At 33.7% G+C, this 10171-nt stretch carries 13 protein-coding genes; all 13 read left to right on the top strand.

Translation table 11 applies throughout. From position 1 onward, the window contains the following. Positions 1-23: 23 nt before the first annotated feature. The 13 genes from gcvH (at position 24) to ACW5R3_RS13160 (ending at position 10092) form a co-directional block, all read left to right on the top strand. Positions 24-404 carry a glycine cleavage system protein GcvH gene (gene gcvH / locus ACW5R3_RS13220; protein WP_456577489.1) on the top strand — a complete coding sequence of 127 codons (381 nt, stop codon included), beginning with the start codon at positions 24-26 and terminating at the stop codon, positions 402-404. Next, positions 397-774, top strand: coding sequence for a VanZ family protein (locus tag ACW5R3_RS13215; protein ID WP_456577488.1), 378 nt, complete (start codon positions 397-399; stop codon positions 772-774). Before gcvH ends, ACW5R3_RS13215 begins: the two co-directional genes overlap by 8 nt. 65 nt (positions 775-839) lie before the next feature. Beyond that, positions 840-1559, top strand: a complete 720-nt coding sequence (locus tag ACW5R3_RS13210; RefSeq protein WP_456577487.1) for an energy transducer TonB — start codon at positions 840-842, stop codon at positions 1557-1559. A 115-nt stretch (positions 1560-1674) separates the two neighbouring features. Then, positions 1675-2466: an energy transducer TonB gene (locus ACW5R3_RS13205; protein WP_456577486.1), complete on the top strand. Its 792-nt coding sequence runs from the start codon at positions 1675-1677 to the stop codon at positions 2464-2466. A 112-nt stretch (positions 2467-2578) separates the two neighbouring features. After that, positions 2579-4696 (top strand): gliding motility protein RemB, encoded by a 2118-nt coding sequence (locus tag ACW5R3_RS13200; RefSeq protein WP_456577485.1) that lies wholly within the window; start codon positions 2579-2581, stop codon positions 4694-4696. 59 nt (positions 4697-4755) lie between these two features. Further along, the gene (gene cyoE / locus ACW5R3_RS13195; protein ID WP_456577484.1) at positions 4756-5649 is read left to right on the top strand and encodes a heme o synthase; all 894 of its coding nucleotides are present in this window, start codon (positions 4756-4758) and stop codon (positions 5647-5649) included. Between the two features lie 2 nt (positions 5650-5651). Further along, positions 5652-6233: a cytochrome c oxidase subunit 3 gene (locus ACW5R3_RS13190; protein ID WP_456577483.1), complete on the top strand. Its 582-nt coding sequence runs from the start codon at positions 5652-5654 to the stop codon at positions 6231-6233. A 137-nt stretch (positions 6234-6370) separates the two neighbouring features. Beyond that, complete coding sequence (locus ACW5R3_RS13185; RefSeq protein WP_456577482.1) at positions 6371-7351, top strand: cytochrome c oxidase subunit 3; 981 nt, start codon at positions 6371-6373, stop codon at positions 7349-7351. A 21-nt stretch (positions 7352-7372) separates the two neighbouring features. After that, positions 7373-7753, top strand: coding sequence for a cytochrome C oxidase subunit IV family protein (locus ACW5R3_RS13180; RefSeq protein ID WP_456577481.1), 381 nt, complete (start codon positions 7373-7375; stop codon positions 7751-7753). 58 nt (positions 7754-7811) lie between these two features. Continuing rightward, positions 7812-8522, top strand: a complete 711-nt coding sequence (locus tag ACW5R3_RS13175) for a hypothetical protein (RefSeq protein WP_456577480.1) — start codon at positions 7812-7814, stop codon at positions 8520-8522. Continuing rightward, a complete protein-coding gene (locus tag ACW5R3_RS13170; RefSeq protein WP_456577479.1) occupies positions 8515-9270 on the top strand; it encodes an SCO family protein in 756 nt (251 codons plus the stop codon). The genes ACW5R3_RS13175 and ACW5R3_RS13170 overlap by 8 nt, the downstream gene beginning before the upstream one ends. Next, entirely contained in the window at positions 9270-9800 is a 531-nt protein-coding gene (locus tag ACW5R3_RS13165) for a DUF420 domain-containing protein (RefSeq protein ID WP_456577478.1), read from the top strand. Before ACW5R3_RS13170 ends, ACW5R3_RS13165 begins: the two co-directional genes overlap by 1 nt. Positions 9801-9843: 43 nt before the next feature. After that, positions 9844-10092 carry a hypothetical protein gene (locus ACW5R3_RS13160; RefSeq protein WP_456577477.1) on the top strand — a complete coding sequence of 83 codons (249 nt, stop codon included), beginning with the start codon at positions 9844-9846 and terminating at the stop codon, positions 10090-10092. Positions 10093-10171: the final 79 nt, after the last annotated feature.

Below are 10171 nucleotides of genomic sequence, written 5' to 3'. Positions count from 1 at the left end.
ACATTTGTAAAAAAAATAAGACCATGAATATTCCAGCTGAATTAAAATACACAAAAGACCACGAATGGGTTAAACTAGAAGGTGATATTGCCACTGTAGGTATTACAGACTTTGCTCAGAGTGAGTTAGGTGATATTGTTTATGTAGAAGTTGAAACAGTAGATGAAACACTTGATGCCGATGAGGTATTCGGTTCTGTAGAAGCTGTTAAAACGGTATCCGATTTGTTTTTACCAATCTCTGGTGAGATAATTGAATTTAATGAAGACCTTGAAGATGCTCCTGAAACGGTTAACAGCGACCCTTACGGTAGTGGTTGGATGATTAAATTAAAATGTGCAGACGTAGCAGACGTAGATGGTTTATTATCTGCTGATGCTTATAAAGAATTAGTTGGTGCTTAAGAAGCATAGTTTATTAATTTCTATAGCCTATTCTGTTGCCTTATTAACGGTTAGTTTGGTGCGTTTAGATCTTAATGAAATTGCAGAAATTGCACCTTCGTATTCAGATAAAATTTTTCACTTTGGGGCTTACGCTCTTTTTACGGGGCTTTGGTTTTATACCTTACATACCCAATTTAATTATTCCGTTTTTAAAACTTTATTGATAGTTGTATTAACTAGTATTAGTTTTGGTACAATAATTGAGGTTTTACAAACCGAATTAACAAATACACGTCATTTCGATTTTTATGATATAGCAGCAAATATAGGAGGTGTTCTTTTGGCAACAATCATATTTGTACTCTATAAAAAATCTGACGTTAAATAATATTAATCGTTTGTGTAATTACCAATTTATTGGTTATTTTAGCGAGCAGTAATAAATTTATAACTATGGAACCTAAAAAAAATCCTAAAGCAAATGTTGGCAGAAACAGTTCGTTGTTTTTTGCAATTGGTTTAGCACTAATGTTGTTTTTAACAAATATTGCTATTAACTATAAAACCTATGATAAAGAACTGATTGATATTGGGACCTTAGATATGGGTGAAGAACTAGAAGAAGAAATTCCAATTACACAAACAAATATTGCGCCACCACCACCGCCACCGCCACCAGCAGCACCGGAAGTGATTGAGGTTGTAGAAGATGAAGAGGAAGTAGAAGAAACAGTTATCGAATCAACAGAAACAAGTCAAGAAGAAGAGATTGTTGAAATTGAAGAGGTAGAAGTAGAAGAAGTAGAAGAAATTGAAGAGGTTCCTTTTGCAGTTATTGAAAATGTTCCTGTTTTCCCTGGATGTGATAAAGGAGATAACAATGCTAAAAAAGCTTGTATGAATAAGAAAATGAACGAATTCATTGCAAGAAAGTTTAATACAGATTTAGCTCAAGAATTAGGTTTATCAGGTATCCAACAAATACGTGTATTCTTTAAAATTGATAAAACTGGTGAGATTGTAGATGTTAAAGCTCGTGCACCACACCCAAGTTTAGAAAAAGAAGCAAAACGTGTTATTGGTTTATTACCTCAAATGAAACCAGGTAAGCAACGTGGTAAAGCGGTACGTGTACCTTATTACTTACCAATAAAGTTCCAAGTACAAGACTAATTACCCGAGCGGTTTTTATACAAAATTAAAATCCCGTTACTTTTAAAGTAGCGGGATTTTTTTTTGGTATGCTTATTGTGTTTTAGCATAATATTAACATTTAAATTTTAGTATTATGAATTTTTTAAACAAAAAACATGAAGGCACACTGCCATGTGCTTCAGCTAGAAACACAGGTGATAAGCATGCTGTGAATTTACAAAAAAATGCCACCATTTATTTTCAGGTTGGACTAATAATTTGCTTGCTGTTTGCTTATGGCTTATTGGAAATGCAGTTTGAAACTGTAAAACAATCAGAGCCAGCACTCGTTCTTGCTGCAGAACCTAATCCAGATTTAACCGTTGTAAATTACCAAGTTTATAAGGAGCCCATAAAGGAGCTTGTTCCTCAAAAGCAGGCGCCAAGAAATTCGGGTAGTTTACAGGTTGTTAAAAATTCAAGTAATCAAACAGAATCACCGGATACATTTTTAAATGAAGAACCAAAAGCTGATGAGGGTGATTTAGATCCGAATGCTATACATTTTGAACCGTTACCAGAAGAGCCTGTAAATATTATGTTAGTAGAACAAGTGCCTGTTTTTCCAGGTTGTGAATCGGCTGAAACTAATGATGAACGTCGAGCCTGTTTAAATGCACAGGTGGCTAACTTTGTTAAAGAAAAATTTGATACGGATAAATCAGTTAACCTTGGTTTAAAAGGGAAACAAAAAATTTATGTAAATTTCAAAATCACAGCCCAAGGAACAATTGAAATATTACAAACACGAGCACCTCACCGTTTGCTGGAAGAAGAAGCTAACCGAACCATTAACAAGCTTCCCAAAATGGTTCCTGCTAGGCATGGAGCTAAAAATGTACCAGTATTATACACCTTGCCTATTGTTTTTCAGGTAACAAATTAATATCCAGTAAATAACCAGTTTATGCCGTTATCAAATTCCATTTGGTAGCGGTATTTTTATAGGTGTATTATTAAAAAAATAGTATCTTTCAGCCTTATTAAATACGCCATTAATGAACAAGAGTGCTCTTAGTATTGTCCTACTTCTTTTGCTTCAATGTAGCTTATATGCTCAAAATAATATAAACTACGAAAAGCCCCCCGTTTTTCCTGAATGTGAATCGGTTGATTTTTCAGAAATTCAAAGTTGTTTTGATACCCAGGTTTTTGATTTGGTATTTAATAATTTTGAAGTTCCCGAAATTGTTTCTCAAGAGAATTTTGTGGGTACGATTATTGTTTTATTTGAAGTAAATGCTGAAGGTACTTTTCGAACAATCTATGTGGATGCACCTTATTCTGAATTAAAAGAAGAAGCAAAGCGTGTTTTTGAGGATTTTCCTAAAATTCAAGGAGCTACTTATAATGGAAACCCCACATATAAACAATATTCTATTAAATTAAATATTCCGCTTAATGCTCAAAATGTTGAAACTAATGATCTTTCAGAATCAACAGCGCAAGAAACAGAACTCGATGAATTAGAGCGTGGCGTCAAGAAAGAATATGATAGTGTTAACGCGCAATTAAAACCCTTTTCAAATAAAGAATATACGAGCCAATTAAATATTCCGTTTACACACGACTATTATGCTAAATTCGGACGTAACTTAAACTTAGTTGGTACCAATAGTCATACAGGATCTAAACCTTATACGTATGAGGACGTTTCTAAGTATTATGATTTTAATGCTGAAAAAGTAGCCTTGGAGAAATCAAAAACTTCATTTGGTGGACGTAAATTATGGAATGAACGTTTGGTTCGCGTAGAAGGAAAAGATTATTGGTTTACTGCCGATCCCATTTTTGATTTACAAGTAGGAAAGGATACGGAAGCCGATTTTAGTTCCACATTTAACAATACACGTGGGGTTAATATTCAAGGAGGACTAGGTAAAAAGTTTAGCTTTTATGCATCAGTTTTTGAGAGTCAAGGACGTTTTGCGGAGTATTATAATAACTATGCAGAATCTATAAAAGCAGCCGATGAGGTAGCTGTTATTCCAGGGCGGGGTATAGCTAAGCGATTTAAAGAAGATGCCTATGATTATCCAGTAGCGGAAGCATATCTATCTTTTACACCAGCTAACTTTTTTAATGTTCAGTTTGGGCAAGGGAAAAATTTCATAGGTGATGGATACCGATCATTATTTACAAGTGATGTATCTAGCCCGTACCCATTTCTGAAATTGAATACTACTTTTTGGAAAATTAAGTACACCAATACTTGGATGTGGCTTCGTGATACACGTCCCGATGTGATTGATCCTGAAGGGGCTTATTTAAGCAAATATATGGCAACTCATTTTTTAAGTTGGAATGTAACTAAACGTTTAAATATTGGTTTTTTCGAATCGGTAATTTGGTCTAAAACAGCTAATCGCGGTTTTGATGTGAGTTATTTAAATCCTATTATCTTTTATCGTGCTATTGAGTTTGAAACCGGACAAGACTCTGGAAATGCAGTTATGGGTTTATCAGGTAAGTATAAGTTTACCGATAATATAAATGCCTATGGTCAGTTTATTCTAGATGAGTTCTCATTAGCTGATATGACTGGAGGAAATAAAAGTTGGAAAAATAAGTACGGATACCAATTGGGTGTAAAATACTACAATGCTTTTAAGGTTAAAAACTTAATGCTTCAAGCGGAATATAATCGTGTCAGACCTTATACATATTCGCATAATTCAGTCGTTCTTAATTACGGGAACAATAACCAGAGCATGGCCCATTTATGGGGAGCTAACTTTAGCGAGTTTATACTTATAGGGCGCTATCATTATGAGCGTTGGTTTGGAAATGCGAAACTTGTGGTGGGAGAACGCGGATTGGATTTCAATTCTAGCACAGATACCTTTAGTTATGGTGGTGATATTTATGAGAGTTATAATAACAGACCTTACGATAATGGTGTCGTTGTTGGTCAAGGTAATAATGCAACTACATTTTATGCGAACCTGCAAGCCGGTTATCTAATTAATCCCGCAACTAATTTAAAATTATTTGCTGATGTGACTTTCAGAAATTTCAGCCCAGACGCTGTAAATGCTACAACTTTTAAAAGTGATACGGTTTGGTTTAATCTGGGAATTCGTACCGATTTATTTAATTGGTATTTTGATTTGTAGAATTACTTTTTCAAAGTATCTTTGCAGTCGCAATAAACGCGTTAAAAGCAACCATTACTTTGAGTAAGCAAGCCACTTTACCGGTTAAACATACCGTTATTTCTGATTTTAAAGAAATAACCAAAATGCGCTTGTCGTTAAGCGTTGTTTTTTCTTCCATAGCTGGATACCTTTTAGGTGCCGAAACCGTCGATTTTACAATTCTAACTTTACTTGCCTTAGGCGGATATTTTATGGTTGGAGCTTCCAACGCTTTTAATCAAATTATCGAAAAAGATTTAGATGCTTTAATGGATAGAACCAAAGACAGGCCTGTTGCAGCGGGTAGAATGTCTGTTAACATGGCTTTCTTTATTGCTTGTCTATTTACTGTTCTAGGGATTGGTATTTTATACGCAATAAATCCGCAAACTGCTATGTTTGGTGCGATTTCTATTTTCTTATACACATGTTTGTATACACCACTTAAAACAAAAACACCACTTTCTGTTTTTGTAGGTGCTATTCCAGGTGCTATTCCATTCATGTTAGGTTGGGTAGCGGCTACAAACGATTTTGGTATTGAGCCAGGTACTTTATTTGCTATTCAGTTTTTTTGGCAATTTCCACATTTCTGGGCTATAGGTTGGTTTCTTTTTGACGATTATAAAAAAGGTGGTTTCTTTATGTTGCCAACAGGAAAGCAAGATCGAGGTACGGCAAAACAAACAATTATGTATAGTGTTTGGACATTGTTACTTTCTATTGTACCTGTTTTTGGGTTTACAGGAAGGTTACAATTATCTATAGTAGCAGCCGTTATCGTATTTGTTTTAGGTTTAGGAATGCTTTACTACGCGATACAACTTTATAAAAAAATGAGTGTACAGTCGGCTAAACAACTTATGTTGGCTAGTGTATCTTACATAACCTTATTACAAATAGTCTACGTAGTAGATAAATTTATTAGATAACTATGGATTTAACCTTAGGAACTTTACAGGAGAAAAAAGGCCGCGCAAAAAAAATGATGCTTTGGTTTGGTATTTTATCATTAATCATGTCGTTTGCGGGATGGACAAGTGCTTTTGTGGTTAGTAGAACCCGTCCAGACTGGGCTTCAGAATTTGAATTGCCAAATGCTTTTTTAATAAGTACAATTGTAATTGTTATTAGTAGTATTTGTATGTGGCTTGCCAAACGCAGTTTAACACAAAATAATAGAAAAATGACAATGGTTTGGTTGCTAGCAACCTTTGTACTAGGAACCGTTTTTATTTTTAATCAGTTTGTAGGCTTTCAAGAAATTATAGAATTAGGCTATAATTTTACAGGTCCTACAAGTAATGTAACTATGAGCTACATTTATTTAATAGCAGTTGTGCATATTTTGCACCTTGTTGTTGGTATAATTTGCTTGTTAGTCGTAATTTATAATCATTTTAAACAAAAGTATAATGCCGAGCATATGTTAGGTATAGAATTGGCTGCAACTTACTGGCATTTTGTAGATTTACTTTGGGTCTATCTCTTTTTGTTCTTGTATTTTGTAGGCTAATAACTGGTCTTAAATAGAGAAACTAAATTAGCTATTGTTTAATATCTGTAGAATGATTTTAAAATTTTGTAGTGGATGTTTCTTTAAAAAGATAAATTGATTATTTTTGTGCAACTTTTATTAACTAAACTTAACATATGAGTACTACAGTTGTAAAAACTGGAACAGAAGGTAAAATCTGGGGAGGCGGTAACGAACCTCTAAAAGCAAGTTACGGTAAAATGATGATGTGGTTTTTTATCGTATCGGATGCCCTAACGTTTTCAGGATTTTTAGCAGCCTATGGGTTTTCCAGATTTAAATTTAGTGGATCTTGGCCAATAGCCGATGAGGTCTTTACCCACGTGCCATTTTTACATGGACAAGAATTACCAATGATTTATGTAGCGTTCATGACGTTTGTATTAATCATGTCATCTGTAACAATGGTGTTAGCTGTTGATGCAGGACATCATATGAATAAAGCAAAAGTTACTATTTACATGTTTTTAACTATTGTAGGTGGTATTATTTTCGTTGGTTCACAAGCTTGGGAATGGAAAACTTTCATTCAAGGTGATTATGGAGCCATTCAAACCAAAGGTGGTCGTATCTTACAATTTGTAGATACTGAAGGTAAGCGTGTTGCTTTAGCTGATTTTGTAGTTGCAGAGCATACCGATAGAACAGCACACGAACGTAAAAACGGATTGTGGTTTGTTCAAGAAGGTACGTTGCCAACTTACACAGTTGCAGAGGTAATTGAAGGACTAGAAGCTCATGAAAATGTGTTAGTAAGAACTCAAACATTAAATGAGAACGGTCATAAAACAATACTTTCAAGAGGTGAATCTTTACAGAAACTAAAAGCTGAAGGAAAAGCCGTTGTAGAAGGTGCAAACTTAATTGTAAACGAATACGGTTCGCCGTTATTTGCTGATTTCTTTTTCTTTATTACTGGTTTCCACGGATTCCACGTATTTTCAGGAATTGTACTTAATATTATTATATTCTTTAATGTTGTTTTAGGTACATACGAACGAAGAGGAAGTTATGAGATGGTAGAAAAAGTTGGTCTTTATTGGCACTTTGTAGATTTAGTATGGGTATTTGTATTCACATTCTTCTACCTTGTTTAATTATAGATAATACACTTAGAAATGGCAGACGCACATAAATTAGAAATTTTTCGAGGAGCAATTAAATTCAAATCTAACAAACAAAAGATTTGGGGTGTTTTAATACTTCTATCCGTAATCACAGCAGTTGAAGTTGTATTAGGTATTTATAAGCCAGAGGTTTTAAATGGGTATGTCCTTAATATGAAAATATTAAATTGGATTTTTATCATTCTTACCATTGTTAAAGCTTATTATATTACTTGGGACTTTATGCACATGCGTGATGAAGTTGCAGCCTTTAGAAAAATGGTTGTTTGGACCAGTATCTTCTTAATCTGTTACTTGGTATTTATTTTACTACAAGAAGGCGGGTATATAGAAGGTGTTTATATTAATGGTTTTATAAAACAAGATTTTTAATACAGTTAAATATTCTAGAAAAGGCGGTTTTTAAACCGCCTTTTTTTATTTTTGCACTATGAGAAAAGAGCAGATAAAAAGGAATTTGATACTAGGTATTTTATTTTTCCTACCGGTTATGTTTGTCCTGGTGCTATCCTTGTCTGAAGACAATTATAATCCCTTAGATATTATTAATGAAAATGTAGTTGAGCTTCCAACTAACGCAGATAATATTGCTCTTAAAGATCATATTACCGTTCTTGCTTTTATAGGCCGTAAGCCTATGGACATGAATATTGCCGCTTCTAATCTTAAGGAGTTGGTTTATGATAAATTTAAAGGGTTTAAAAAATTCCAAATAGTTGCATTAGTACCCAAAGGTGCCGAAGCTGAAGCCGAAGCTTTATATAAAGAAATAGCACGTTACGAAGACTTAAAATTTTGGCATTTTGTATCAATAGACGAAGCTGCTATTCAGAATACTTTTAATAGCCTAAAAGCACCATTCCAATTATCAGATAATTTAGCAAGCGATAATGTGTTTATTGTAGATACTGAATTAAATCAACGGGGACGCCTAGACGACCGTTCAGATAATGAAGTAGCTAATAATAAACCTGTTTACGGATTAGATGCCTATAACTGCATTCAGGTTGCTGTGATAAAAAATAAAATGAGTTCAGAAGATTTACGTGTTCTTTTTACAGAGTACCGCCAAAGAAGAAAAGGTAATTTCGATTCTGAAACACGTCGTGCAAACGAATTAAGACCTGAAAATAATGAGTAACAAAACAAACTATTCTTACGTAGGTATAGCCTTCATCATACTAGTATTTGGAATTTGGTTTATTCCACGTATTGTAGATCGTATTAAAAATGATGATACGGTACGAAATGACAACCGGAGCGAGAAAGTAAGTCGTTCAGATTTCTCCAAAAAAGAAACAGCCGATTTAGAGTTTATAAATATCAACGGGGCACCTAAAAAAGTTCCTGCTTTTAGCTTTACAAATCAAGATGGCCAGATTATCACAGATAAAGACTATTTAGGAAAGGTTTATGTTGTTGAGTTTTTCTTTACAACATGTCCTACTATTTGTCCACGAATGAGTGAAAACTTAGTTCAGATTCAAAATGAATTTGAAGGTTTAGAAGATTTTGGTGTGGCATCTTTTACCATCATGCCAGATATAGATACACCTGAAGTATTGAAAGCTTATGCAGATAAATACGGTATTACCAATCCGAATTGGCATTTAATGACTGGTGATCAAGATGCTATTTTTGAATTAGCTAACATTGGTTTTAATATTTATGTAGGTGAAGAAACTGAAGATGTAGCTAGTTTTGAGCATTCAGGAAATTTCGCTTTGATAGATAAGAATGGATTTATTCGTTCTAGACAAGATGACTTTGGTAATCCTAAAATATTCTATTCAGGTATAATCAGTGAAGCAGAAAAGGTTGATGAAGATGGTCAGCGAGAAGAAATAAGTATGTTAAAAGCAGATATTGCTAAGTTATTGAAAGAATAATGAACGAAAATTTACAAGCAGAAGCAAAGTACAATAAATGGATTTTAATTTTATCTGTACTAATACCTATAGTAGTAGCCATTTTATTTGGTGTAAAGATTCCTAATGTAGAACCATTAATGTTTTTACCGCCTATTTATGCAACCACTAATGCGTTAACATCTATTGTTTTGGTTTTAGCATTTTGGGCCATAAAAAATGGAAACCGTAAATTGCATGAGAATTTAATTAAGTTCGCTATTTTTTTATCAGTAGGTTTTTTAGCCATGTATGTGGCTTATCACATGACAAGCGATTCTACTAAATATGGCGGAGAAGGTTTAATGAAGTATGTATATTACATTATTTTAATCCTTCATATAATTCTTTCTGTAGTTGTTATTCCTTTTGTGTTAATCACATATGTAAGAGGTATCACTAATAATATAGAACGTCATCGTAAAATAGCCCGTATTACTTTTCCTTTATGGTTGTTTGTGGCAGTATCTGGTGTGGTGGTTTTTATTATGATTTCACCATATTACGCCTAAAACTGTTATAAAGAACAAAGTATTGAAATTAAATGATCTTGATATGAAATTTCTAAACACAAAAAAAGCCGTTATTCTGACTGCTATTTTAATGGCTTTTTACGTTATTCCTGCCGAAGCACAATGTGCTATGTGTCGAGCTGTTTTAGAAACTGAAGAAGGTCAGAGTCAAGCTGAAGGCATCAATAACGGTATTGTGTATCTTATGGCTGTGCCTTATATTCTTGTTGGTGGTATTGCGTTATTGATTTACAGAAGTTTCCGAACTAAAAAATCTAAAACAGAAAAATAAGGTTTAATAGAACTTGTTGTTTATTGTACTGTGTTGATATTCAGTATCTGTGTGTGTTTTTATAAAAACATTAACACCT

This window comes from Algorimicrobium bowmanii, assembly GCF_054031195.1.
This window is presented reverse-complemented; position numbering and strand designations above follow the sequence as displayed.

Excerpts from the sequence above, each read along its gene's own strand:
- gcvH (WP_456577489.1), top strand. The coding sequence starts at position 24 with ATGAATATTCCAGCTGAATTAAAATACACAAAAGACCACGAATGGGTT.
- ACW5R3_RS13185 (WP_456577482.1), top strand. The coding sequence starts at position 6,371 with ATGAGTACTACAGTTGTAAAAACTGGAACAGAAGGTAAAATCTGGGGA.
- ACW5R3_RS13190 (WP_456577483.1), top strand. The coding sequence starts at position 5,652 with ATGGATTTAACCTTAGGAACTTTACAGGAGAAAAAAGGCCGCGCAAAA.
- ACW5R3_RS13200 (WP_456577485.1), top strand. The coding sequence starts at position 2,579 with ATGAACAAGAGTGCTCTTAGTATTGTCCTACTTCTTTTGCTTCAATGT.
- ACW5R3_RS13175 (WP_456577480.1), top strand. The coding sequence starts at position 7,812 with ATGAGAAAAGAGCAGATAAAAAGGAATTTGATACTAGGTATTTTATTT.
- ACW5R3_RS13165 (WP_456577478.1), top strand. The coding sequence starts at position 9,270 with ATGAACGAAAATTTACAAGCAGAAGCAAAGTACAATAAATGGATTTTA.
- ACW5R3_RS13205 (WP_456577486.1), top strand. The coding sequence starts at position 1,675 with ATGAATTTTTTAAACAAAAAACATGAAGGCACACTGCCATGTGCTTCA.
- ACW5R3_RS13210 (WP_456577487.1), top strand. The coding sequence starts at position 840 with ATGGAACCTAAAAAAAATCCTAAAGCAAATGTTGGCAGAAACAGTTCG.
- ACW5R3_RS13180 (WP_456577481.1), top strand. The coding sequence starts at position 7,373 with ATGGCAGACGCACATAAATTAGAAATTTTTCGAGGAGCAATTAAATTC.
- ACW5R3_RS13170 (WP_456577479.1), top strand. The coding sequence starts at position 8,515 with ATGAGTAACAAAACAAACTATTCTTACGTAGGTATAGCCTTCATCATA.
- ACW5R3_RS13160 (WP_456577477.1), top strand. The coding sequence starts at position 9,844 with ATGAAATTTCTAAACACAAAAAAAGCCGTTATTCTGACTGCTATTTTA.